This is a genomic window from Phenylobacterium sp. RIFCSPHIGHO2_01_FULL_69_31 (genome assembly GCF_001824475.1).
In the GTDB taxonomy this organism is placed as follows: Bacteria; Pseudomonadota; Alphaproteobacteria; order Caulobacterales; family Caulobacteraceae; genus Phenylobacterium.
In genome coordinates, this window is the sequence record NZ_MHXN01000014.1 from 102,079 (window position 1) to 125,383 (window position 23,305).

The following is a 23,305-nucleotide window of genomic DNA, read 5'->3' on the forward strand; positions in this document are numbered from 1 at the left end:
GCAGCCCCGCTTCGGTGGAGAGGTCCTTCAGGGCCCCCACCCAGGACCGCCGGTCGACGCCGCCAGCGGTAACCTTCCGCTCGAAGGCGGCCCTCTTCTCGGCGGGAGCACTGGGGATACGCCGCGGTGCGCCCGTCAACCGCGGAACCGGCTTCGCCCGGTGGTGTTGCGCGCACCAGAACGGAGGATCTTCGATGAAGCGCTATGCCTATGCCTGGCTGACCGCCGGGTTCTTCCTCGGGTCGTTCCTGCTGCACTGGCTGTTCGGCTGGTTCGCCTTCGTCGACGAACAGAAGGCGCACGGCGAAGTCGCACAGCTCGGTCCCTACCTGATGGAGATGGGACGCGACACCTTCGAGAATTGGCAGTCGGAGTTCCTGCAACTGCTCTGGCAGGTCGTGGGCCTGGCCTACTTCCTCTACGTCGGGTCGCCCTCCTCCAAGGAGAACGACGACCGGACGGAGGCGAAGATCGACGCGCTGCTGACGCTGGTGGGCAAGGAGCGCGGCGAGCAGATCATCGCGGAACTAGACGAACGCTACCTCCGCACCCACGGGCACGCCCAGCCGCACGCTCACGACGCCGTCTACCCGGAAGGCAAGGGCGGCTAGAGGATAGGGAGGAGTGGCGCACCCGACACGATTCGAACGTGTGACCTTTGCCTTCGGAGGGCAACGCTCTATCCAGCTGAGCTACGGGTGCGTCTTCAGCGGAGGGTGTCTCTAGCCGAAAGGGCGCGCCGCCGCAAACCGCTCGCGTCGGATTTCAGCGGGGCAATTCGCCCGGAGCGCGCCAGGAGTAGCTTCCGCCCTCAGAATGCGGTCGAATGACCGGTATGTTTTGGGGGAAACTCATGGGCGTCTGGAAGCCATTCGCAAGCGTGGGCGCGCTGACCGTCGCGACGGCCCTGACCGGGATTGGCGTCGCGAACCTCGCCCAGGCGCAGGCCACGGACGTCGTCGAGCACCCCGGCAAGGCCGTCTACGACCAGTTCTGCGCGGGCTGCCACAGCGCGCCCGAGGCGGGCAGCCGGGCAGCCGCCGTGGCCTCGCTGCGCAAGATGAGCGCCCAGACGCTGACGGCAGCCCTGACCACCGGCGTCATGAAGCCGATCGGCGATGGCATGGACCGGCGGCAGATCCGCGACGTGGTGAGCTACCTGGCCGCGCCCGAGGGCCCGCAGGGGACCGGGTGGATCGACGACAACCGCTGCCCCGCCGACCGCCAGGCGGTGAACCTGACGGCGCGGCCGGCGCAGGTGGGCTTCGGGGTCGATACGGACAACACCCGCCGGATGAGCGCGGCCCAGGCCGGGCTCAACACCCGCGACCTCGCCAAGCTGGAGGTGGCGTGGTCCTTCGTCATGCCCCGGACCTCCGGCCTGCGCGGCCAGGGCGTGGTCGTGGGCGACACCCTCTTCTATCCGGCCGGGCAGGCCGGCTATGTCGTGGCGCTGGACACCCAGACCGGCTGCGTGAAGTGGGCGACGCCAGGCGGCGTGCGCGCCAGTCTCGCCTACGGCCGGCTGGGCAAGGACGGACCCTGGGCCGTGGTCGGGGGGGATGGGCTGGGCCAGCTGATCGCCTTCGAGGCCAAGACGGGCAAGGTCGCCTGGAAGGTCGATCCCCGGCACGACAAGACGGTGCCGCTCTCGGGCTCGCCGATCTTCGCGGGCGACAAGATCGTCGTGCCGATCTCGGCGATCGACGTGGCCAACTCCATGCGGCCGACCTTCGAATGCTGCAAGGCGCACGGGGCCGTGGCGCTGCTGAACGCCGCCGACGGCAAGGTCCTGTGGACCTGGCACACCATGCCCGACGCCAAGCCGCTGGGCCGCAAGACCTCGCAAGGGGTCGAAACCTATGGCCCCTCCGGCGCGCCGATCTGGTCTAGCCCGTCGGTGGATCTGAAGGCCGGCGTCGTCTACGCCTCGACCGGCGAGAACACCTCGCCGCCCGCGACGAACACCAGCGACGCCATGGTCGCCATCGACCTGGCGACGGGCAGGCAGAAGTGGGTATTCCAGGCCCTGGAGAACGACGTGTGGAACATGTCGTGCCCCATCGGCTCGCCGACCGGCGGGCGGCCGCCGGGCCCGAACTGCTTCTTCGCCGCTGAAGGCAGCGTACTGCGCGACCACGACTTCGGCGGCGGCCCGGTGATCTGGCGCGGGCGAGGCAAGACCCTGATCCTGGGCGGGCAGAAATCGGGCGACGTCTGGGCCCTCGACACCCAGGGCCGGAAGGTCTGGCACACGCAGTTCGGCAAGGGCACGGCGCTGGGCGGCGTCCACTGGGGCATCGCCGCCGATGAGAAGAGGGTCTACGTGCCCATCGCCGACCCGAACGTGCCGGAGAAAGATAATGCCGCGGGGCTCTACGCCGTGGACGCGGCGACGGGGAAGGTCGCCTGGTCGTGGAAGGCGACGCCTGACTGCGCAAACGGCCGCCAAGCCCGGGTCCCCAGCTGTGCGGGCAAGTTCGGAATCTCGGCGCCGCCCGTCGTGATCGACGGCGCCGTCGTGGTCGGGGGGCTGGACGGGCGCGTCTATGTGTTCGAAGCGGCCAGCGGCAAGCTCCTGGCGACGCACGACACGGCGGTCCCGTTCCAGGGCGTGAACAAGGTGGCCGGTGCGGGTGGGTCGATCGATGCGGCAGGCCCGTTCGCGGGCGGCGGCCTGCTGTTCATCGGCTCGGGCTACGCGAGCTTCGGGCAGCAGGCGGGCAATGTGCTCGTGGCGTACCGGCCGAAGAAGTAGGCGACGCTACGCCTGCCCGGCGGCCGCGCTCCAGAACTTCTTGGCCTTGCCCAGGAAGCCGGCGGCCTTGGGATGCTGCTGCTCGCTGCAGATGTCGGCGAGCTCGCGCATCAGCTCCTTCTGGCGGGCCGTCAGCTTGGTGGGCGTCTCGACGAACAGCTCGACCACCAGGTCGCCGCGCTCGCGCGAGCGGAGCGAGGGCATGCCGCGGCCCTTTACGCGCACCGTCTTGCCGGTCTGGGCGCCTTCCGGGACCTTGACCTCGATCTTGCAGGCGCCGTCGCACGTTTCGCCGCCCAGCAGGCAAGGCGCCTCGATCTCGCCGCCGAGGGCCGCGACGCACATCGGCACCGGCACCGTGCAGAGCAGGTCGAGGCCGTCGCGCTCGAAGAGCTCGTGCGGCGCCACGGAGACGAAGATGTAGAGGTCGCCGCGCGGTCCGCCGCGCTGGCCCGCATCGCCCTCGCCGGCGAGCCGGATGCGCGCACCGTCGTCGACGCCCGCCGGGATGCGCACGGCCAGGGTCTTCTGCTTGCGCACGTGCCCGGCGCCCCGGCAGTCCGTGCAGGGGTCCATGACCATCTGGCCCGAGCCGCCGCATCGGGGGCAGGCGCGTTCGATGGAGAAGAAGCCCTGGCTCGCCCGCACGCGGCCGGCGCCATGGCAGGTGGTGCACTGGGTCGGCGCGGTGCCGGGCTTGGCGCCCGAGCCCTCGCAGGTCTCGCAGGCCATGGTGATCGGAATGGTGATCTCGACCTCGGCGCCCGCATAGGCCTGCTCGAGGGTGATCTCCAGGTCGTAGCGCAGGTCCGACCCGCGCGCGGGCCCGCCGCGCTGCCGCTGGCCGCCCCGGCCGCCGAACATGTCGCCGAAGACGTCGCCAAACACCTCGTTGAAGATGTCGTGCACGTCGTGGAACTGGCCGTTGCCGCCGCCGAACCCGCCTTGGCCGTTGACGCCGGCATGGCCGAAGCGGTCGTAGGCCGCGCGCTTCTGCGGATCGCTGAGGACGGAATAGGCCTCGTTGACTTCCTTGAAGCGGCCGGACGCCTCCTCGCAGCCGCCATTGCGGTCGGGATGGTGCTCCATCGCCTGCTTGCGGAAGGCGGCCTTCAGCGCGTTCTCGTCGCAACCGCGCTCGACGCCCAGGATCTCGTAATAGTCCCGCATGGAAACGTCAGAAGCTCTGAAACTGTTGTGAGTTGAGGTGGGTGGCCCCCCGGCCGTCTGCAAGGCTTAACACAGCCGAGTGACCGGGGGGTATCCCTTCAAAGATACAGCGCTTTTCGGCGCTTGCGTCCCGCGAAGGCGGCGGCGACGTCCCCATGGTCCGTGATCGCATTTCACGTTCTCCGGAACCATGGGGCGCGTTGTCACGCCGACTTCTTGCCGTCGCCGTCGACTTCCTCGAATTCGGCGTCGACGACGTCGTCCGAGGCGGCGCCCGTGTCCGACGCCGAGGCGCCGTCGGCGTCGCCCTGCTGGGACTTGTACATCGCCTCGCCAAGCTTCATCGAAGCCTGGATGAGGGTCTGGGTCTTCGCCGAGATCGCTTCCGCATCACCCGACTCCAGCGACCCCTTCAGGTCGTCCAGCGCCGTCTGAATGGCGGTCCGCTCGGCCTCGGAGACCTTGTCGCCGTGCTCGGCGAGGGCCTTCTCGGACGAATGGATGATCGCGTCGGCCTGGTTCTTGGCCTCGACCGCCGCCTTGCGCTTCTCGTCGTCGGCCTTGTTGGACTCGGCTTCCTTGACCATGGCGTCGATGTCCGCGTCGGAGAGGCCGCCATTGGCCTGGATGCGGATCGACTGCTCCTTGGAGGTAGCCTTGTCGCGGGCCGAGACGTTCACGATGCCGTTGGCGTCGATGTCGAAGGTCACCTCGACCTGCGGCACGCCGCGCGGCGCCGGCGGGATGCCGACCAGGTCGAACTGGCCCAGCATCTTGTTGTCGGCCGCCATCGGGCGTTCGCCCTGGAAGACCCGGATCGTCACGGCCGACTGGTTGTCGTCCGCGGTCGAGAAGGTCTGGGACCGCTTGGTCGGGATCGTCGTGTTGCGCTCGATCAGCGGGGTGAACACGCCACCCAGGGTCTCGATGCCCAGGGTCAGCGGCGTGACGTCCAGCAGCAGGACGTCCTTGACCTCGCCGCCCAGCACGCCGGCCTGGACCGCGGCGCCCAGGGCCACGACCTCGTCCGGGTTCACGCCTTTGTGGGGCTCACGGCCGAAGAACTCCTTCACGGTCTCGACGACCTTGGGCATGCGGGTCATGCCGCCGACCAGGATCACCTCGTCGATGTCGGACTTCTTCAGGCCCGCATCCTTCAGCGCCTGCTCGCAGGGGCCGACCGTCTTCTTGATCAGGTCCTCGACCAGGGCTTCCAGCTTGGCGCGCGACAGCTTCACGTTCAGGTGCAGCGGGCCGGACGCGTTCATGCTGATGAAGGGCAGGTTCACCTCGTACTGGGTGACGCTGGAGAGTTCCTTCTTGGCCTTTTCAGCCTCTTCCTTCAGGCGCTGCAGGGCGAGCTTGTCCTTGCGCAGGTCGACGCCCTGTTCCTTTTTGAACTCGTCAGCCAGATAGTCGACGATCCGCAGGTCGAAGTCCTCGCCGCCCAGGAAGGTGTCGCCGTTGGTCGACTTCACCTCGAAGACGCCGTCGCCGATCTCCAGGATCGAGACGTCGAAGGTGCCGCCGCCCAGGTCGTAGACCGCGATCTTCTTGCCGTCGTTCTTCTCGAGCCCGTAGGCCAGCGCGGCGGCCGTCGGCTCGTTGATGATGCGCAGCACTTCCAGGCCGGCGATCTTGCCGGCGTCCTTGGTGGCCTGGCGCTGGGCGTCGTTGAAGTAGGCCGGGACGGTGATCACCGCCTTTTCGACCTTCTCGCCGAGGTGCTGCTCGGCCGCTTCCTTCATCTTCTGAAGGATGAAGGCCGACACCTGCTGCGGGGAATAGTCCTTCCCATGGGCGCGGACCCAGGCGTCGCCGTTGCCGCCCTTGACGATCTCATAGGGCACCATGCCCTTGTCCTTCTCGACCATCGGGTCGGAGAAGTTGCGGCCGATCAGCCGCTTGATCGCAAAGAGGGTGTTGGTCGGATTGGTGACGGCCTGACGCTTGGCGGGCTGGCCCACCAGCTTCTCGCCGTCGTCCATGAAGGCCACCACCGAAGGGGTGGTCCGCGCGCCTTCGGCGTTCTCGATCACTTTCGGCGTCTTGCCGTCCATGATGGCCACGCACGAGTTGGTCGTGCCGAGGTCGATGCCGATGATCTTGCTCATAGCCTAGGTCTACTCGCTCCTTGCTTGGCGAACGTCGCGGTGGGGCCTTCTAATGAAGCGCCCGCGGGATTGCGACGCCCCCGGTTCGATTATGTCTCCCGTCCGGTCACCGTCGTTAGGTTTGCGGTGACCAGCGTCGAGTGCCGATATGGGGGAAATTGCGGGGGCTGCAAGTGTGAAAGCCCCCAATACGATCAGGGACATGACTCAGCTTTGCCTCCAGTGGACGCTGACCGCGGCGTAGAGCTCGGCCGGATGCGGCGTCTGGTCGCCCCGCGAGGCGAGGAAGGCGTGCTCCACCACCATGGCCTGCTGCTCGATGTTCATCGCCGCGAACTCCCGGTCGCCCGCAAGGTCGTAGGCATAGGCGGCGGCGCTGTCGCCCGCCTTGATCTTTGCCAAAATCAGCGAAATCCCGTTCTGGGCCTGCCAGACGTGGGTCAGTTCGTGCACGAACACCCCCTGAAGCCCGAGCGGGACGCCCGGGGCGGAGAAGTCCGGCGGAAGCGTCGCGGCGGGCCACACCACCAGGCTGGGACCCGCGACGAAAGCCCGGCTCCAGAAAGGGACCGCCAGCACGCGGACCCGGTCCGTATCCAGCGCCGCGCCGAACATCTCGGCCGCGAGGGTGCGCTCGCCGGCGGTGAGGCGCCGAAGACGGAACGGTTTCGTACGGCCGGTGCTCATCATGCGGTTGACGCGGGGCGGGGCTCTCGGTTCCGTGGCGAGCATCCCGCAATTCCCCAGCCAAGGACACCGCCATGGTCACGCTCACCCGCCCGGACGGCACCCGCCCCGAGGACGTCCATCTGTCCCGCCGCGGCCTGACGCTCGCCCTCACCGGGGGCTATGCGCTGGCCGCCTGGTCGGCGAACGCCGAGCCCATCAAGACCGACGGCATGGGCCTCGTGCAGAGCATGGTTCAGATCAAGGCGCCGGATCGCGAGATCCCGGCCTTCATCGCCCGGCCGGCGAAGGCGGGGAAGTTCCCCTGCGTGGTGCTGATCTCCGAGATCTTCGGCCTGCACGAGTACATCCGCGACACCGCGCGGCGCCTGGCGAAGCTGGGCTATGCGGTCATCGCCCCGGACTTCTTCGTGCGCGCCGGCGACCCGTCGACCATGACCGACTTCCCGGCGATCCTGAAGATCGTCGCCACCGCCACCGACGCTCAGGTCGCCGGCGACGTGGCCGCCGCGGTGACCTACCTCAAAGCCCAACCGTTCGCCGACGCTTCCCTTATGGGGATCACAGGCTTCTGCTGGGGCGGCTCGGTTGTCTGGGAGACCTGCGCCCGATCCAGCGACTTCAAGGCCGGCGTGGCGTGGTACGGTCGCCTGTCGAACGGCATGTCCCAGCCGGATCCGGGCAACAAGAACCCGATCGACCTGGCCGCCGACCTGAAGGCGCCCGTGCTGGGTCTCTATGCCGAAAAGGACAACGGCATCCCGCTGGCCGACGTGGAGAAGATGAAGGCGGCGCTGAAGTCCGCCGGCAAGTCGGGCAGCGACATCATCGTCTATCCGGGCGCCCAGCACGGCTTCCATGCCGATTACCGGCCCTCTTACGGGAAGGAAGCCGCCGAGGACGCCTGGGCCAAGATGCTGGCCTTCTTCAAGAAGAACGGCGTTTGAGCCGCGCCTCCCCGTCGGGGAGGAACGATCAGAACACCGGCTCTTCGATCTTCGGCGGGGGCGGGGCGGGGGCCGCCTCCGCCTTCTCCGTCGGGGCCGGAGGCGCGATGACCGGGGCCGATTCCGGACCCGCGGGAGCGCCCTTCTCGGCCTCGGCCTTGGCGAGGGCGGCGGCTTCGGCCTTGGCCTTCTTCTCTTCCTCGAGCCTGGCCTGCTCTTCCGGCGTCAGCTCCTGCTCGTCCTGGGCGGCGCCGATGATGCGCTCGTCGGTGAGCGGCTTGGCTTCCTGCGCCTCCAGCACCTGGCCAGCTTCGCCCGGAACCCGCTCGCCGGGCAGGCGGCTACGGGCCGGCGCGGTGATGGCGCCCAGCGCGAAGGCGCCGAGGCACGCGGTCACGAGGCCGGCGGCCACCACCTGCAGCACGGGACGGGGCATGGACCAGTTCATGGTCGCGAACCTAGTGCGCCCGCGCGCCGCAAGAAAGGGCGATCGCAACGTCCGGGCATCACGGTAAACGCGCGATTAACGGTCCCTGCCGCAAACAGGGGGTGAGTCGAGTCTGGGAGACCTTGGGCGCATGGCGCGGGTGGCGCGGAAAACCGGTGGCGAGCTTGCGCTCCACATCGCCTGGCTCACCTGGAGCCATCCGGCGACGGCCCGGATGCGCGGAGGGCTCGTCGCGGCGTTCGGCGCGGCCCTGGCCGCCGCCTTCGCGACCTATAACGCCGCCGATCCTAGCCTGAACGCCGCGGGGCCGACTCAGCCCACCAACGCCCTCGGCGGCGGGGGCGCAGTGCTGGCCGACATCGGCGTGCAATCGCTGGGCGTGGCCGCGGGTCTTGCGGCCCTGCTGATCGTCACCTGCGGCCTGGCCCGCGTCGCCGATCCCGAGCCGGACGCCAGCCGGGCGCGGCTTCGGTTGCGCGCCGCGATCGGGACCCTGGGCGTCCTGGCGCTCGCCGGCGCCCTGTCCTGGGCTCCGACGCCCGCCGCCTGGCCCCTGGCCAAGGGCCTGGGCGGCTTCTGGGGGGATGCCCTGCTCGGCGGCTTCGCCGGCCTGATCGAATACGCGCGCCTGGCCTTCGGAACCGCAATCGCCGGAACGGTCCTGACCGCCGCCGGGATCGTCGCCTATGGCTACGGCCTGGGCCTCTCGCGCCTGGATGTCCGCGGGATCGCCGACGGCCTGACCCACGCTTTGACACCCAAACCCCGGCTGAAGGCGGCCAAGCCCGAGCCCGTCGGGGCCGCCAAGGTGGCGCGCCGCAAGGCCAAGGCGGCGCCCGCGGAGGACGCGTTCGACGACGGCCCCGTCCTCGCGCCGCTACCGGTCGCGGCCGCTGGCGACGGACCCGTCCTGCAGGTCAAGGCGCCCAAGCCCGCGCCGAAGGAAAGCGTGCGCGAGCAGAAGGAGGCCCAGGCCACCTTCGCCTTCGCTCAGGACGGCGGCTTCCAGCTGCCCGAACTGTCGATGCTGACCAAGGCGCCCGCCCGCGCCGCCCAGTACGACGAAGGCGCCCTGCGCCAGAACGCCCAGCTCCTCGAAAGCGTGCTGGCCGAGTTCGGCGTCCGCGGCCAGGTGGACCAGATCCGCCCCGGCCCCGTGGTCACGCTCTACGAACTGGTGCCCGCCGCTGGCGTGAAGTCGGCCCGGGTCGTGGCGCTGAGCGACGACATCGCCCGGTCCATGAGCGTGGCCTCGGCCCGCGTCTCGGTGGTGCCCGGCCGCAACGCCATCGGCATCGAGCTGCCCAATCAGCGGCGCGAGACGGTTTACCTGCGCGAGCTGCTGGCGGCGCCGGAGTACGAGCGCGGCGGCCAGTCGCTGCCCGTCGTGCTCGGCGAGACCATCGGCGGCGAGCCCTACATCGCCGACCTGGCCAAGATGCCCCACCTCCTGATCGCCGGCACCACCGGCTCGGGCAAGTCGGTGGGCGTCAACGCCATGATCCTGTCGATCCTCTACCGCCTGCCGCCTGAGCAGTGCCGGCTGATCATGATCGACCCGAAGATGCTGGAGCTCAGCGTCTACGACGGCATCCCGCACCTGCTGGCGCCGGTGGTGACCGATCCGAAAAAGGCCATCGTCGCGCTGAAGTGGACCGTGCGGGAGATGGAGGACCGTTATCGCCGGATGTCCAAGATCGGCGTCCGCAACGTGGCCTCCTACAACGAGCGAGCCCGGGAGGCCTTGGCCAAGGGCGAGCACTTCGAGCGGACCGTTCAGACCGGTTTCGACGAGGCCGGCCGCGCCACCTACGAGAGCGAGAAGATCCGGCCCGAGCCGATGCCGTACCTGGTCGTGATCATCGACGAGGTCGCCGACCTGATGATGGTGGCCGGCAAGGACATCGAAGGCGCCGTCCAGCGGCTGGCGCAGATGGCCCGCGCCGCCGGCATCCACCTGATCATGGCCACCCAGCGCCCCTCGGTGGACGTCATCACCGGCACTATCAAGGCCAACTTCCCGACCCGGATCAGCTTCCAGGTCACCTCCAAGATCGATTCCCGCACCATCCTGGGCGAGCAGGGGGCCGAACAGCTGCTGGGTCAGGGTGACATGCTCTACATGGCCGGCGGCGGCCGCATCACCCGCCTGCACGGCCCGTTCGTGTCCGACGGCGAGGTCGAGGCCGTGGCGAAGTTCCTGCGCGACCAGGGAACGCCCAGCTACCTCGAGGAAGTCACCGCCGGCGGCGACGAGGAGGGCGAGGAGGGCGACCTGGGCTTCGGCGGCGGGGACGGGGAGGGCAACGACCTCTACGACCGGGCCGTGGCCGTGGTCACCCGCGATGGCAAGGCGTCCACCAGCTACATCCAGCGCCGCCTGCAGATCGGCTACAACCGGGCCGCATCGCTGATCGAACGCATGGAGCAGGAGGGGGTCGTCGGCCCCGCCAACCACGCCGGCAAGCGCGAAATCCTGGTGAGCGCGGCGCCCTAACCCTTCGAGCGGCGGCCGCCGGGTTTGTGTCCCGCGGTCATGGGGTCCGGCTTCTTCGGGAGCGGCTTGCTGGGATCCGCCACATAGCGCTCCTGGCTCGACCCCAGGCCCATGCGGCCGGGCTTCTGTTCGCGCAAGCCACTCTCGCCAGAGCGGATGCGGGCGATGGCGTCGCGCAGCAGGGCGGCCGTTTCGAAGTCGCCGGCCTCGGCCGCCTCCGCCATCCGACGTTCCAGGTCCTCGATCATGCCCAAGGAACACCTCCTGCGGGCAAAGCGTTGCCGCTGGCCCCATTGCCGCCCCTCTGGCGCGATAAGCCTTCGGCACGTTACGGAGCAAGCATGACCTTCACTCGACGCAGCCTCACCCTGGCGCTCGCCGCGGCCCCGCTGGCCGGCCCGGCGCTGGCGCAGACCGGGTTATCCGCCGCCGACCAGGCCCTCGTGGCTCGCGCGGTGGCCTATCTGGAGGGCCTGGACGAAGCCAAGGCGCGGTTCGTGCAGACCGACGCCCGCGGCCGCGCCACCACCGGCCAGCTGTTCATGAAGCGGCCGGGAAAAGCCCGCTTCGCCTACGACGCCCCCTCGGGCCTCCTGGTCGTCTCGGACGGTGGCGTGGTCTCGGTGCAGGACAAGCGGCTGAAGACCTTCGACCAGTATCCCCTGGCCGCTACGCCCCTGTCGCTGTTCCTGGCCCGCACCATCCGCCTGGACCGAGGCGTGACGATCACGCGGGTCTCGCGGATGGCCGACGGGTTTTCGATCACGGCGCGCGACGGCAAGAAGGAGACCGCGGGACAGATCACCCTCACCTTCACCGACACGCCCCTGGCCCTGGCGGGCTGGACGGTCACCGACGCCCAGCAGCGCCCGACCCGGGTCCAGCTCCAGGGACTGCAACGGACATCGGGTCTGGACCGCTCGCTCTTCGTCCTGAAGGACCCGCGTCCCAAGAACCCCGGCCGAGGAAAAGTTTAGGTTGCAAAAACCGTGTCCTAGCTGACACAGGCAAGCTGCGCCGTGAAAGACCTTTGACTTTCTGTCATACTGTGGCGATATTATCACTACGTCGTCGGCGCGCCGGTCGTGTCGACGAAACCCGTGCCGGAACCTATCCCCTCCCGGCGGCGGCATGAGAGACAACTCATACGGCCCGGGCGCACGCCAAGCGCCCGGGCTTTCTTTTTGGTCTAGAGAGCGGCCATGCGACTTCGAATCTGCACCTGGAACGTTAACTCCGTCCGGCTGCGCGCGGAACAGGCGGCCCGCTTCGTCCATGAACAGGCGCCCGACATCCTCTGCATGCAGGAGATCAAGTGCCGCGAGGGCGAGTTCCCGGTGAACGCCTTCAAGGAGATGGGCCTGCCCTACCTGAAGATCGCCGGCCAGAAGGGCTGGCACGGGGTGGCCATCGCCTCGCGCCTGCCGATTGAGGACGCTCCGCCCCTGGACGTCTGCCGGGAGAAGCACGCCCGTTGCGTCGGCGGGATCATCGCCGGCGTCGAGGTCCACAACTTCTACATTCCGGCCGGCGGCGACGTGCCCGACCGCACCCAGAACCCGAAGTTCGACCACAAGCTGGACTTCTACGAGAAGCTGACCGCCGAGCTCGCCAAGCGCGACCCTAAGGCGCCGCTGGCCATCGTGGGCGACCTCAACGTTGCGCCAGGTGAGTTCGACGTCTGGAACCACAAGTACATGTCCAAGATCGTCAGCCACACGCCGGTGGAGATCGAGGCGTTCCGCAGGCTGGAGGCTTCGCTGGGCTTCATCGACCTGACGCGGTCCACGACGCCCGAGCCGACCAAGCTGGCCTCGTGGTGGAGCTATCGCGCCGCCGACTTCCGCCAGTCGAACCGCGGCCTGCGCCTTGACCACATCCTGGTGACGCCCGGCCTGCGCGAGGCCGCCTGGCGCCTCGGCGCTCCCGCCAGCCGCGTCCACGACGACGTCCGCGCCTGGGAGCGCCCCAGCGACCACGCGCCGGTCAGCGCGGACCTGCTGCTTTAGGGCGCCAGCTTGTAGCCGCCCTGCTCGGTCAGCAGCAGGCGGGCGTTCGCCGGGTCGGGCTCGATCTTCTGGCGCAGGCGATAGACGTGGGTTTCGAGGGTGTGGGTGGTGACCCCGGCGTTGTAGCCCCAGACCTCGGCCAGCAGCTCCTCGCGCGACACGGCCTTTTCGCCAGCTCGGTAGAGGTACTTCAGGATGTTGGTCTCTTTCTCCGTCAGGCGGATCTTCTTGCCCTTCTCGTCCACCAGCATCTTGGCGGCGGGGCGGAATTCGTAGGCGCCCAGGCGGAAGACGGCGCCTTCCGAATGCTCGTAGTCGCGCAGTTGGGCCCGGATGCGGGCCAGCAGCACCGCGAACTTGTAGGGCTTGGTGACGTAGTCGTTGGCGCCCGAATCCAGGCCCCGGACCGTGTCGTCGTCGGTGTCCGCGGCGGTCAGCATGATGACCGGCGTCGTCACGCCGTCCTCCCGCATCCGCTTGCACGCCTCGCGCCCGTCCATGTCGGGCAGGTCGACGTCCAGCAGGATCAGGTCGGGTTTGGCCTCCCGCGCCTGGCGCACGCCGTCACCCGCGGTGGCCGCCTCGACGGTGTCGAAGCCCTCGGCCTGCAGCTGTTCGGCGATCGCCCCGCGAAGGTCCTGGTCGTCGTCGACGATGAGGAGGGTCTTGCGTTGAGCCATAAGCGGCAACAAACACCATCTGTTGGGTTCGCCGCAAAGGGAATCGAGGTTCCATTGATCTTCGTCGCCACCTCCGACGGCTGGCTCGACGTCGGCGAGCGTCGCGTCCGCTGCGCGCTGGGTCCCGCTGGCGTGGTTCCCGCGGCGCAGAAGCGCGAGGGCGACGGGGCGTCCCCCGCGGGTGTCTGGCCGATCCGCGAGGTGATCTATCGCCCCGACCGCGGTCCGCCGCCGGCCTGCGAGCTGCGGGTGCGGGCCATGACCGAGGATGACGGGTGGTGCGACGACCCGGCGGACCCGGAATACAACCGCCACGTCAAGCTGCCCTACCCCGCCAGCGCCGAGCGGCTGTGGCGCGAGGACGGCGTCTACGACATCGTGGTGGTGCTGGGGCACAACGACGATCCGCCCGTCCCCGGCCGGGGCTCGGCGATCTTCCTGCACATCTGCAAGCCGGGCTATCCGCCCACCGAAGGCTGCGTGGCCGTCAAGCGCGAGGACCTGGAGGATCTGCTGGATTCGGCCCGGCCGGGCGATGCGGTGGAGATCCGCGCCATATGAGCCACCCGCCGCTCCGCCAGGTGCTGGCCGGCGGCGAGCTGGCCCGGCACCGCCACGCCGAGGGCTACCTCGCGGTGGTGCTGTCCGGCGGCTACGAGGAGGCGGGCGAGGCCGGGCGGCGGCGCGTCGCGGCGGGCGACGTCATCGTCCACCATCCCTTCGAGGCGCATCTGAACCGCGTCCCCGGCCGGGGCGCCGTGGTGCTGAACCTGCCGCTGCTGGGTCCGTTGCCGGCGGGCTTCGGCCGGGTCGGCGATCCAGACCTGATCGTCCGCGCCGCCGAGCAGGACCCGAACGCCGCGGCGGCCCTGCTGGCGGCGGACTTCGCCGTCGCGCCGCCCGTGGACGGCGACTGGCCCGACGACCTGGCCCGGCTGCTCGCCATGCGGCCGGCCGGGCTTCGAGCGTGGGCGGCGGCGCGCAACCTGTCCGTCGAGCACCTGTCGCGCGGCTTCCGCAAGGTCTTCGGCGTGGCCCCGCAGCGCTTCGGCCTGGAGGCCCGCGCGCGCGCCGCGGCGGCGGATGCGGCCCACTCGGCCGCGCCCCTGGCCGCGATCGCCGTTGATCGCGGCTTCGCGGACCAGGCGCACATGACCCGCGCCGTGGCCGCCGTCACGGGCCGCACCCCGGGCGCCTGGCGCGCATCAAGTCCGTTCAAGACGGCCGCCTGAACCCCGGCCAGGGTCGGCGCATGAACCGACGCCAGCTCATGGCCGCCGCCACGGCCGCCGCCCTGCCCATTCCCGCACTCGCCGCAGGCCGCACCCGATGGAAGGTGCGCGCCTCGGAGGGGTTCGACGCCCTCTGCTTCCTGGGTCCCTTGTCGGGCAAACCGCTCTACACGCGCTACTACGAGGCCGAGCTGGCGGCGTTCCGGCCGGCCTTCCCCTCGTCCGCCCAGGCGGCGCTGGACCGCTTGCAGGCCGCGGCCGATGCGAAGGGCTCACTGCTTGCTCCCGGTCTCTGCACCCTACTGTCGGGCGCTTCGGATGCCACACTGGACGACGTGTCCTTGGCGGTGCGCGAGGCTGAGGCCCGGGTGCGGCCGGCATATGCGGCGAGCCCGTATTGGGATCAGGAGAGCTGGGAAGGGTTCCTCGCCTCCCGCGCGGACCTGCTGGCCGTCCTCGCCGGCCTGAAGACGGCGGGGTTCCCGGCGTTCCGCCAGACGTTCCTGCGGGCGAAGCTGGAGCCTCGGGTCGCGGCGCTGTCGGCGCGGCTGGCGGCCCTCGACGTGATCGCCGAGCAGGAGCGGCTGATCGGCCGCGCGCTGGAGCCGGAGATCGAGGTCATCCTGCTGTGGTTCTCCAAGCCACACGGCACGCGGATCCAGGGCCAGCGGTTCCTGAGCCACGTGGACTATCCGGACGACCTGACGATCCGCATCGCCGCCCACGAGATCCTGCATCCGCCGTTCGCCATGGAGGGGCCGACCGCCAAGGCCGCCATCGCCGCGCTGGAGGCCGATCCGTTGATGGTCCGCATCCTGAAGGAGCACGACCCCGCGTTCGGCTACAACTCGATGGAAGGCATCCTCAACGAGGACACCGTTCAGGCCCTGGACCAGATCGTCTCCGACCGCCTGGGCGTCGCCCGGCCGCCCGCGGAGCGCTGGGCGAAGGCCGACGAGGGCATGCACGTCCTGGCCGCGGGCCTCTACGGCCTGCTGAAGGCCGACGGCTACGATCGCACCGGCGGGCGCATCGAGACCTGGATGGCGGGGGCGGTGAAGGCCGGCCGGCTCGCGCCCGCATCGCTGCATCCGGCCGCGGCCGGCGTCCTGGGCGTGCCGGCCGATCAGCTGTGGCCGCGGCCTAAGACCTAGCCCCGAACACCGCGGAGCCGACCCGCACGCTGGTGGCGCCGAACCGGATGGCGGTCTCGAAGTCGCCGCTCATGCCCATGGACAGCTTCGAGAGCCCGTTGCGGGCGGCGATCTTCGCGAGCAGGGCGAAGTGCGGCCCCGGCGGCTCGTCGGCGGGCGGAATGCACATCAGCCCCTCCGGCTGCAGGCCGTAGGTCTGGCGGCAGAGGGCGATGAAGGCGTCGGCGTCGGGGGGCAGGATCCCGGCCTTCTGCGGCTCCTCGCCGGTGTTCACCTGGACGTAGAGGCGGGGCGCCCGGCCCTGCTTCTGCGCCTCGTCCGCCAGCGACCGGGCCAGCTTTTCCCGATCGAGGCTCTCGATCACGTCGAAGAAGGCCACCGCCTCCTTCGCCTTGTTGGTCTGCAAGGGGCCGATCAGGTGAAGCGTCAGCCCTTCGGCCTTCCCGGCCCAGCGGGACATCGCCTCCTGCACCCGGTTCTCGCCGAACACCTTCTGGCCGGCGGCCAGCACGGGCTCGATGGCTTCCCAGGGCTGGGTCTTGGAGACGGCCACCAGGGTCACCTCGTTCGGATCGCGTCCGGCGGCTTGCGCGGCGCGGGCGATCCGGGCCACCACGTCGGCGTAGCCTTCGGCATTGGGAGCGGCGGACATTTCCGGGTTCTGGACCTTGCAGCGTACGGCCCGGCTCTTACCGGCGCGGCGGCGGCTGCGGAAGGCCTTGCCCGCCCTGCTGTTCTTCACCGACCCGCGCCGGACGCCCGATCCGGAAGCGATCGCCGCGGGCCTTCCGCGCGGAAGCGCCATCGTCTACCGCCACTTCGGCGCCCCCGACGCCGAGGCGCAGGCCCGCCGGTTGCGCGACATCGCCCGTTCCCGGGGGCTCAAGCTGCTGATCGGTCTCGACATTCCACTCGCAATCCAGATCGGCGCGGACGGCGTCCACCTGCCGGAGCGCATCGCGCATCGCGCCGGGGCCGTGAAGCGCGCGCATCCGCAATGGCTGGTGACCTCGGCGGCGCATTCCCTGGCCGCCGCGCGAAGGGGAGAGGCCGATGCGGTGGTGATTTCGGTGGCGTTCCCGTCGAAGAGTGCGTCGGCGGGCGCGGCGCTGGGCCCGATCCGCCTGGCCGCCAGGGTCCGCGCCGCGGGGCGGCCGGCCTATGCGCTGGGGGGCATAAACAGCAAAACGGCCCGACGCCTCCTGGACACGGGCCTCATCGGACTGGCGGCCGTGGACGGCCTTAGAACTTGAAGGTGGACTCGAGCCGGACCTTCGGCTGGTCGGCGGGCCGGGCCTGGTTCCGCTGCGGCGTCAGGTCCTGGTCGCCGAGAGCCACCGAGCCGCCGACGCGAACGGAGGGCGTGATCCGGAAGTAGGCCCCGGCGGAGACGTCGTTCGGCGTGGCCGGGCGGCCGTCGGGCTGCTGGATGCCGAGCATCAGGCCGAAGCGACCCTTCGAGGCGTCGAACCGCATATTGCGGCCGGCGTTCGGCGCGACCGTGATCGGCTCGGACTTGACGGTGAAGTCCATGGGCTTAGGGGACTTGTCCGCCGCGTACGCACCGCCGGCCGCCGCGCTGATCAGCGCGGACGCGGCGAGGACGACGCTGATGCGGCGTGTGGACATCGAACTCTATATAGCCCCAACGGTCACCATTCGCGACCTGCCCCCTGAGGAATACAGCACCGCGATTGCCGCCGAATTAAGGGCGGCGACATTTGCGGGTCAACGGGACTCCCCTCTCGCGGGCTCCGTTAACGATAAGATGGTTCGGTTGTGTGGCGCCCGGGGCACGCGATTCCTGTTTGGCGCCTCACAACGCATTGTTATAGAGGCAGCCGGCGCGGGGCGGCGCCGTGGCGCTTGCGCTGCGGAAATCTATGGAGACGGATACATATGCCGTTTGTGCGCGGTAACCGGATGCGTGGCTTGATGATCGCGGCCACGGCGCTGAGCGTCGTGGCGGTGGGGGCCTGCGGGAGCATCCCCAACCCGCTGGGCGGCGGAAAATCAGCCAAGGTCCGCTCGTCGGGCGACAACGCCGCGGCGATCGGCGTCAACGGCTACCTGTGGCGCGCGACGCTCGACACGCTGTCGTTCATGCCCCTGGCCTCGGCCGACCCTTACGGCGGCGTGATCGTGACCGACTGGTACACAAACCCTGAGAAGCCGGACGAGCGCTTCAAGTGCACGGTCTACATCCTGGACTCGCGCCTGCGCGCCGACGGCCTGAACGTGGCGGTCTTCAAGCAGCTGCGCGACGCCAGCGGCAATTGGGTGGACCAGCCGACGGCCGGCCAGACCGAGACGGACATCGAGAATTCGATCCTGACCCGGGCCCGCCAGCTTCGACTTTCGAACATCCGGGGCTGAAGCTCCCATTGCTCCCCCTTCCACCCCCTTTGGGGGTGGAGCCTTTGGCCGGGGGTCGGACCGGAAAGCGGTCCGGGAGGGAGCTGTCGGCGGAGGCCGACTGAGGGGGCTTCCGCCGTAGCCTGGCGGCCGGGGATGAAACCCGCTCCGGCTCAAGGCTTCGCCTCGACCCACCTCCCCCACACCGCGCGCAGTGCGCGCTGGGGGAGGAACGGTTGACCGGAACTCCAACTCCAGTCCAAAGGCCCGTCATGGCCCGCTACAATCCGAAAGAGACCGAGCCGAAGTGGCGCAAGGCGTGGACCGACGCCGACAGCTTCCGCGCGGTCGCCGACCCGTCGAAGCCCAAATACTATGTGCTGGAGATGTTCCCATACCCGTCGGGACGCCTGCACATGGGCCATGTGCGCAACTATTCGATGGGCGACGTCATCGCCCGCTTCAAGCGCGCCCGGGGCTTCTCGGTTCTGCACCCGATGGGGTGGGACGCCTTCGGCCTGCCCGCCGAGAACGCCGCCATGGAGCGGGGGGTCGATCCCAAGGGCTGGACCTACGACAATATCGCCCGGATGCGGGCCGAGCTGAAGGAGCTGGGCCTGTCGATCGACTGGTCCCGCGAGTTCGCCACCTGCGACGTGGAATACTACGGCAAGCAGCAGGCCTGGTTCCTGGACCTGTTCGCCCGGGGCCTGGTCTATCGCAAGGAGAGCCTGGTCAACTGGGACCCGGTGGACCAGACCGTGCTGGCCAACGAACAGGTGGTGGACGGCCGTGGCTGGCGCTCGGGCGCCGTCGTGGAGAAGCGCAAGCTGAACCAGTGGTCCATGCGGATCACCGACTATGCCGACCAGCTGACCGACGACCTGCAGGCCCTGGACCGCTGGCCCGAGAAGGTCCGGGTGATGCAGGAGAACTGGATCGGCCGGTCCAAGGGCCTGCGGTTCAAGTTCCACTTCGCCGGCGAGGACCGGCCGGAGGGGCTGGAGGTCTACACCACCCGTCCGGACACCCTGTTCGGGGCGAGCTTTGTCGGCATCGCCGCCGACCACCCGCTGGCGGCGGAGGTGGCGGCGCGCGACCCGAAGGCGGCGGCCTATATCGAGGAATGCCGCAAGGGCGCGGCCACCGAGGCCGAGATCGAGACCGCCGAGAAGACCGGCTACGACACCGGCCTGCGCGTGAAGCACCCGTTCGACCCGAACTGGGAGCTGCCGGTCTGGATCGCGAACTTCATCCTGATGGACTACGGCACGGGCGCGATCTTCGCCTGCCCGGCCCACGACCAGCGCGACCTGGATTTCGCCCGCAAGTACGGCCAGCCCGTGCGGCCCGTGGTGCTGCCGCCCGGTGAGGACCCGGCCACGTTCGAGATCGGGACCGAGGCCTATACGGGCCCCGGAACCATCTACAATTCCGGCTTCCTGGACGGGATGGACATCGAGGCCGCCAAGGCCGCCGCCATCGCCCGGATCGAGGGCCAGGGCGACGGCGAGGGCGCGACGGTGTTCCGCCTGCGCGACTGGGGCGTCTCGCGCCAGCGGGCCTGGGGTTGCCCGATCCCGGTGGTCCACTGTGAGAAAGACGGGGTGGTCCCCGTGCCTAAGGACCAGCTGCCGGTCACCCACCCCGCCGACATCGAGTTCGGCAAGTCGGGCAACGCCCTGGAGCGGCACCCGACGTGGAAGCACGCCACCTGTCCCAAGTGCGGCGGGCCGGCCACGCGCGAGACCGATACGCTGGACACCTTCGTGGACAGCTCCTGGTACTTCGCGCGCTTCGCCAACCCCGAGGCGGCCGAGCCGATCGACAAGGCGGCGGCGGACTATTGGCTGCCGGTGGACCAGTACATCGGCGGCATCGAGCACGCCGTGCTGCACCTCTTGTACGCCCGCTTCATCACCAAGGCCCTGGCCGACGACGGCCAGTTGTCGGTGCGCGAGCCGTTCGCGGGCCTGTTCACCCAAGGCATGGTCACCCACGAGACCTATCGCCGGCAGAGCGGGGATTGGGTCGAGCCCAAGGACGTGGAGCTGCTGACCGAGGGCAATACCCGTCGCGCCGTCATGGTCGGCAGCGGGGAGCCGCTGGTGATCGGCGACATCGAGAAGATGTCGAAGTCCAAGAAGAACACGGTCGCCCCCGAGGAGATCTTCGAGGTCTATGGCGTCGACGCCGCGCGCCTGTTCGTGCTGAGCGACAGCCCGGCCGAGCGCGACGTGCAGTGGACAAGTGGCGGGGTCCAGGGCTCGTGGCGGTTCGTGAACCGCGTCTGGGACGAATTCGACAGCCAGCCGCAGGACGTCACGACGGCCGAGCCGGACGACGAGCTGCGCCGCGCCACTCACAAGCTGACGAAGCAGGTGACCGAGGCGATCGACACCTTCCGCTTCAACTCGGGCATCGCGCGGCTGTACGAATTCCTGAACCTGCTGAAGGCCAATCCGGCCAAGGGCGCGACGCCGGCCGTGCTGGCGGCGCGCCAGGAGGCCCTGTCCGCCTTCGCCCGGCTGATCGCCCCCTTCACGCCGCACCTGGCCGAGGAATGCTGGGCCCGGATCGGCGGCCCGGGTTTGGTGGTCGAGGCCCCCTGGCCCACCTTCGACCCGGCCCTGACCGAGGATGCGGTGAAGGTGTTGCCCGTGCAGGTGAACGGCAAGCGCCGGGGCGAGATCACCGCCCCCGCGGGCGCCGAGCAGGCCGAGGTCGAGAAGATCCTGATGGCCGATCCGGAGATCGCCCAGCGCCTGGAGGGCCTGACGATCCGCAAGATCATTGTGGTCAAGGACCGGATCGTGAATATCGTGGCCGCATGAGCAGGTTCCTCGCCCTCGCCCTGGTTTCGGCCCTCGCGCTCGGCGGCTGCGCCGGCTTCCAGCCGCTGTACGCCCAGCCCGAGGTGGTGAAGAATCTGGCCTCGATCCAGGTTCTGGCCCCGTCCGGCCGGACCGGCTACCTGATCCGCCAGCACCTGGACGACGCCTTCGCCAAGGACCATTCGGCGGCCCCTGCCTACACCATGGACCTCAGCCTGGGCGAGGCGCGGTATCCGCGCGGGGTGCGGATCGACAATGTGGCCACGCGCTACGAATACGTGCTGACCGCCGCCTACGCCCTGCGCGACGCCAAGTCCCGCGCGGTGGCCAAGCAGGGCCAGGTGCGGGTCGAGCTCACCTACGACAGCGCCGACCAGCCCTACGCCTCGATCTCGGCCCAGCAGGACGCCCAGGACCGGGCGGCCGAGGAAGCGGCCCGGCGCATCCAGCTCGAGCTGGCCGTCTGGCTGGCCAACGGGGCCAAGGTCGCCCGCGCCAACTAGATGATCCTCTCGAAGCGGCCGGACATCGAGCGCTTCCTCGGGAAACCCGATCCCGCCATCCGCGCCGCCCTGATCTATGGCCGCGACATGGGCGTGGTGCGCGACCGCGGCCACCAGTTGGCCGGCAAGCTGGTCCCCAATCCCGACGATCCCTTCGACGTCTCGCTGCTGACCGAACAGGACCTGGCCGACGACGGCGGGCGGCTGGAGGGCGAGCTCGCCGCCCAGTCGCTGATGGGCGGCCGCCGGCTGGTCCGCCTGCGCCTTACCGCCGAGAAGCCGGCCGCCGACAAGCTGGCCGCCGAGGCGCTGGACCGCCACGCCAAGGGCGAGCTCAACCCCGACGCCTTCTTCCTGATCGAGGCCGGCAACCTCGGCCGCGAGTCCGCCTTGCGCAAGGCCGCCGAGAAGGCGAACGCGGCCGCCGCCATCCCCTGCTACGAGGACGAACCCGGCGACGTGGCGCGGCTGGTCCGCGAGCTGCTGGCCAAGGACCAGGTGGCGCTGAACGCCGACGCCCTGCAGCTGTTCGTGGGCCGCCTGCCCAAGGAGCGGGGCGTGGCGCGCCAGGAGATCGAGCGGTTGGCGCTGTACCTCGGCCCCGGCAGCGGGACCACGGCCACGCCGGCGGACCTGGAGCCCTTCCTGGGCGTGGAGCCGGAATCCTCGCTGTTCGACGCCGCGGCCGACGCCTTCGGCGGGCGCCTCGGCGAGGCGCAGGCGGGCCTGCGCCGGGCGGCGCAGGAGGGCGAGGCCGGCCCGGCCGCCGTCCGCGCGATCGGCATGCACCTCGGCAAGCTGCGCCGCGTGCTGACGCTCCACAAGAACGGTGCGGGCCTGCAGGAAGCAGCCAAGGCCTCGGGCGTGTTCTGGAAGCAGGAGCGGGAGTTCCTGCGCCAGGCGCGGTCCTGGTCGCTGGACGAACTGGATCGCATCCAGCCGGAGGTGCTGGCGGCGGACAAGGCCTGCAAGACCGCCGGCTCCCCCGACCGCCTCATCGCCGAGCGCCTGGCCCTGACCATCGCCGGCCGCGCGCGGCGGCTGGGGCTCTAGCGGCGCATCAGGCGGCGGCAGATCTCGTCGAGCTGTTCGAGGCTGGCGTAGCGGATCTTCACCTCGCCCGCGCCGCCGCGGTCGGCGATGTCGACGCTCATGCCGAGAGCGTCCTCGAGGTCGACCTCCAGCGAGGCCGTGTCGGCGTCCTTGGCCTTGCGCGGGCCCGAGGCCTTCTTCGGCGCCTCGCCGCCGCCGCGGGTCAGGGCCTCGGCGTCGCGCACCGTCAGCCCGTGCTCCACGATCCGGTCGGCGAGCTGCTCGGCGTTGTCGGCGGTCAGAAGCGCCCGGGCGTGGCCGGCGGTCAGGCGCCCGGCCACCAGGTGGTCCTGGACGCCCTGGGGCAGCTGCATCAGCCGCAGGGTGTTGGCCACGTGGCTGCGCGACTTGCCCACCCGCTTTGCGGCCTCCTCCTGGGTGATCTGGAGCTGGCCCATCAGGGCGGAATAGGCCCGCGCCTCTTCCATCGGGTTCAGGTCGGCCCGCTGGATGTTCTCGATGATGGCGATCTCGAACGCCTCGACGTCGCCCAGCTCACGCACCAGGGCCGGGATGGCCGAGAGGCCCGCCCGCTGCGCCGCGCGCCAGCGGCGCTCGCCGGCGACGATCTCGAACTCGCCCGCGGTGCGCTTGGACGGCCGCACCAGGATCGGCTGCAGCACGCCCTTGTCGCGGATCGAGTCGGCCAGCTCGGCCAGCTCGGGCTCGGCGAAGGTCTGGCGGGGCTGTTCGGGGTTGCGGTGGATCAGCTCGATCGGGATCTCACGGACCCCGGCGGCCGGATCGGCGGCGTGCGCGATCTCCTCGGATTCGCCCAGCAACGCCGACAGGCCGCGGCCCAGTCCCCTGCGGTTCTCCGCCATC

The 23,305-nt window shown here is 69.9% G+C and carries 23 protein-coding genes and 1 tRNA gene; 14 read left to right on the forward strand and 10 right to left on the reverse strand.

What is annotated here, in order from left to right; genetic code table 11:
- Nucleotides 1-194 precede the first annotated feature (194 nt).
- Nucleotides 195-611, forward strand: coding sequence for a DUF6766 family protein (locus A2790_RS09750; RefSeq protein WP_293390600.1), 417 nt, complete (start codon nt 195-197; stop codon nt 609-611).
- Nucleotides 612-625: 14 nt separating this feature from the next.
- On the opposite strand, the gene A2790_RS09755 is transcribed toward A2790_RS09750, so the two are convergent.
- A tRNA-Arg gene (locus A2790_RS09755) sits at nt 626-702 on the reverse strand.
- A gap of 124 nt (nt 703-826) precedes the next feature.
- On the opposite strand from A2790_RS09755, the gene A2790_RS09760 reads away from it, so the two are divergent.
- Nucleotides 827-2,758, forward strand: a complete 1,932-nt coding sequence (locus A2790_RS09760) for a PQQ-binding-like beta-propeller repeat protein (protein WP_293390602.1) — start codon at nt 827-829, stop codon at nt 2,756-2,758.
- 6 nt (nt 2,759-2,764) lie between these two features.
- On the opposite strand, the gene dnaJ is transcribed toward A2790_RS09760, so the two are convergent.
- The 3 genes from dnaJ to A2790_RS09775 form a co-directional block, all read right to left on the reverse strand.
- Nucleotides 2,765-3,928 carry a molecular chaperone DnaJ gene (gene dnaJ, locus A2790_RS09765; protein ID WP_293390605.1) on the reverse strand — a complete coding sequence of 388 codons (1,164 nt, stop codon included), beginning with the start codon at nt 3,926-3,928 and terminating at the stop codon, nt 2,765-2,767.
- A gap of 203 nt (nt 3,929-4,131) precedes the next feature.
- On the reverse strand, nt 4,132-6,042 hold the full coding sequence (gene dnaK, locus A2790_RS09770) for a molecular chaperone DnaK (RefSeq protein WP_293390608.1): 1,911 nt from the start codon (nt 6,040-6,042) through the stop codon (nt 4,132-4,134).
- A gap of 207 nt (nt 6,043-6,249) precedes the next feature.
- On the reverse strand, nt 6,250-6,774 hold the full coding sequence (locus tag A2790_RS09775) for a hypothetical protein (RefSeq protein ID WP_293390611.1): 525 nt from the start codon (nt 6,772-6,774) through the stop codon (nt 6,250-6,252).
- Nucleotides 6,775-6,803: 29 nt separating this feature from the next.
- Between A2790_RS09775 and A2790_RS09780 the strand changes: the two genes are divergently transcribed.
- Nucleotides 6,804-7,676: a dienelactone hydrolase family protein gene (locus tag A2790_RS09780; RefSeq protein ID WP_293390614.1), complete on the forward strand. Its 873-nt coding sequence runs from the start codon at nt 6,804-6,806 to the stop codon at nt 7,674-7,676.
- 28 nt (nt 7,677-7,704) lie between these two features.
- Here A2790_RS09780 and A2790_RS09785 read toward each other — a convergent pair whose 3' ends face one another.
- Nucleotides 7,705-8,124 (reverse strand): hypothetical protein, encoded by a 420-nt coding sequence (locus A2790_RS09785; RefSeq protein ID WP_293390617.1) that lies wholly within the window; start codon nt 8,122-8,124, stop codon nt 7,705-7,707.
- 130 nt (nt 8,125-8,254) lie between these two features.
- Between A2790_RS09785 and A2790_RS09790 the strand changes: the two genes are divergently transcribed.
- Entirely contained in the window at nt 8,255-10,621 is a 2,367-nt protein-coding gene (locus tag A2790_RS09790; protein ID WP_293390620.1) for a DNA translocase FtsK, read from the forward strand.
- On the opposite strand, the gene A2790_RS09795 is transcribed toward A2790_RS09790, so the two are convergent.
- The gene (locus A2790_RS09795; protein ID WP_293391420.1) at nt 10,618-10,869 is read right to left on the reverse strand and encodes a UvrB/UvrC motif-containing protein; all 252 of its coding nucleotides are present in this window, start codon (nt 10,867-10,869) and stop codon (nt 10,618-10,620) included. The genes A2790_RS09790 and A2790_RS09795 overlap by 4 nt on opposite strands.
- A 93-nt stretch (nt 10,870-10,962) precedes the next feature.
- Here A2790_RS09795 and A2790_RS09800 point away from each other — a divergent pair, with 93 nt between their 5' ends.
- A complete protein-coding gene (locus A2790_RS09800) occupies nt 10,963-11,598 on the forward strand; it encodes an outer-membrane lipoprotein carrier protein LolA (protein WP_293390623.1) in 636 nt (211 codons plus the stop codon).
- Between the two features lie 225 nt (nt 11,599-11,823).
- Nucleotides 11,824-12,630 carry an exodeoxyribonuclease III gene (locus tag A2790_RS09805; protein WP_293390626.1) on the forward strand — a complete coding sequence of 269 codons (807 nt, stop codon included), beginning with the start codon at nt 11,824-11,826 and terminating at the stop codon, nt 12,628-12,630.
- Here the strand turns inward: A2790_RS09805 and A2790_RS09810 are convergent.
- Entirely contained in the window at nt 12,627-13,310 is a 684-nt protein-coding gene (locus A2790_RS09810) for a response regulator transcription factor (RefSeq protein ID WP_293390629.1), read from the reverse strand. The genes A2790_RS09805 and A2790_RS09810 overlap by 4 nt on opposite strands.
- 54 nt (nt 13,311-13,364) lie before the next feature.
- Here A2790_RS09810 and A2790_RS09815 point away from each other — a divergent pair, with 54 nt between their 5' ends.
- Genes A2790_RS09815 through A2790_RS09825 form a run of 3 tightly spaced genes read left to right on the forward strand, consistent with a single transcriptional unit; the run spans nt 13,365 to nt 15,696 of the window.
- Nucleotides 13,365-13,871, forward strand: a complete 507-nt coding sequence (locus tag A2790_RS09815; RefSeq protein WP_293390631.1) for a L,D-transpeptidase family protein — start codon at nt 13,365-13,367, stop codon at nt 13,869-13,871.
- A complete protein-coding gene (locus A2790_RS09820) occupies nt 13,868-14,542 on the forward strand; it encodes an AraC family transcriptional regulator (RefSeq protein ID WP_293390634.1) in 675 nt (224 codons plus the stop codon). The genes A2790_RS09815 and A2790_RS09820 overlap by 4 nt, the downstream gene beginning before the upstream one ends.
- A 20-nt stretch (nt 14,543-14,562) precedes the next feature.
- On the forward strand, nt 14,563-15,696 hold the full coding sequence (locus A2790_RS09825) for a hypothetical protein (RefSeq protein ID WP_293390637.1): 1,134 nt from the start codon (nt 14,563-14,565) through the stop codon (nt 15,694-15,696).
- Here A2790_RS09825 and A2790_RS09830 read toward each other — a convergent pair.
- Nucleotides 15,686-16,348: a YggS family pyridoxal phosphate-dependent enzyme gene (locus tag A2790_RS09830; RefSeq protein ID WP_293390640.1), complete on the reverse strand. Its 663-nt coding sequence runs from the start codon at nt 16,346-16,348 to the stop codon at nt 15,686-15,688. The genes A2790_RS09825 and A2790_RS09830 overlap by 11 nt on opposite strands.
- Nucleotides 16,349-16,415: 67 nt before the next feature.
- On the opposite strand from A2790_RS09830, the gene A2790_RS09835 reads away from it, so the two are divergent.
- On the forward strand, nt 16,416-16,949 hold the full coding sequence (locus A2790_RS09835) for a thiamine phosphate synthase (protein WP_293390641.1): 534 nt from the start codon (nt 16,416-16,418) through the stop codon (nt 16,947-16,949).
- Here the strand turns inward: A2790_RS09835 and A2790_RS09840 are convergent.
- Nucleotides 16,939-17,325, reverse strand: a complete 387-nt coding sequence (locus tag A2790_RS09840) for an NtrZ family periplasmic regulatory protein (protein WP_293390643.1) — start codon at nt 17,323-17,325, stop codon at nt 16,939-16,941. The genes A2790_RS09835 and A2790_RS09840 overlap by 11 nt on opposite strands.
- 270 nt (nt 17,326-17,595) lie before the next feature.
- On the opposite strand from A2790_RS09840, the gene A2790_RS09845 reads away from it, so the two are divergent.
- From A2790_RS09845 to holA, 4 genes are all read left to right on the forward strand, one after another.
- The gene (locus A2790_RS09845; protein WP_068876062.1) at nt 17,596-18,072 is read left to right on the forward strand and encodes a DUF3576 domain-containing protein; all 477 of its coding nucleotides are present in this window, start codon (nt 17,596-17,598) and stop codon (nt 18,070-18,072) included.
- 251 nt (nt 18,073-18,323) lie between these two features.
- Nucleotides 18,324-20,885 (forward strand): leucine--tRNA ligase, encoded by a 2,562-nt coding sequence (gene leuS, locus A2790_RS09850; protein ID WP_293390646.1) that lies wholly within the window; start codon nt 18,324-18,326, stop codon nt 20,883-20,885.
- The gene (lptE, locus tag A2790_RS09855) at nt 20,882-21,388 is read left to right on the forward strand and encodes an LPS assembly lipoprotein LptE (protein WP_293390649.1); all 507 of its coding nucleotides are present in this window, start codon (nt 20,882-20,884) and stop codon (nt 21,386-21,388) included. Before leuS ends, lptE begins: the two co-directional genes overlap by 4 nt.
- Complete coding sequence (gene holA, locus A2790_RS09860; protein WP_293390652.1) at nt 21,389-22,441, forward strand: DNA polymerase III subunit delta; 1,053 nt, start codon at nt 21,389-21,391, stop codon at nt 22,439-22,441. It abuts the gene before it with no gap.
- Here the strand turns inward: holA and A2790_RS09865 are convergent.
- Nucleotides 22,438-23,304, reverse strand: coding sequence for a ParB/RepB/Spo0J family partition protein (locus A2790_RS09865; RefSeq protein WP_293390654.1), 867 nt, complete (start codon nt 23,302-23,304; stop codon nt 22,438-22,440). The genes holA and A2790_RS09865 overlap by 4 nt on opposite strands.
- Nucleotide 23,305: the final 1 nt, after the last annotated feature.